Origin of the sequence: Bacteriovorax sp. DB6_IX (assembly GCF_000447775.1) — a bacterium.
Lineage (GTDB): Bacteria > Bdellovibrionota > Bacteriovoracia > Bacteriovoracales > Bacteriovoracaceae > Halobacteriovorax_A.
In genome coordinates this window covers 1-255 of sequence record NZ_AUNJ01000258.1, presented here as the reverse complement: position 1 = coordinate 255, position 255 = coordinate 1, and the positions used below count along the sequence as shown (strand labels likewise).

At 32.9% G+C, this 255-nt stretch carries 1 protein-coding gene; it reads right to left on the bottom strand.

Annotation, left to right across the window (positions count from 1 at the left end):
* The coding region (locus M901_RS07580) for a hypothetical protein (protein ID WP_034721232.1) at positions 1-255 on the bottom strand (255 nt) is incomplete at both ends.

The following is a 255-nucleotide window of genomic DNA, read 5'->3' as shown; positions in this document are numbered from 1 at the left end:
TCATATTCTTCAGGATATAACTCTTCGATATCGATGATCTGTAATAATCGATCGAAGATAAGAGGTTTAAAACTTGGGTCAAAACCATTAGCAGAGATGACCTCCTCAACTAAGACAAATATCTCTTTAACTAAGCTAAAGCTTAATCCATCAAAGAGCCTCTCTTCTAGTACAAGGGCATCTCGTTTATTGATATGGCAAATCTTATTTAAGAATTTAGTTTTTTCTTCTAAAGATTTCGATAATATAGACTCC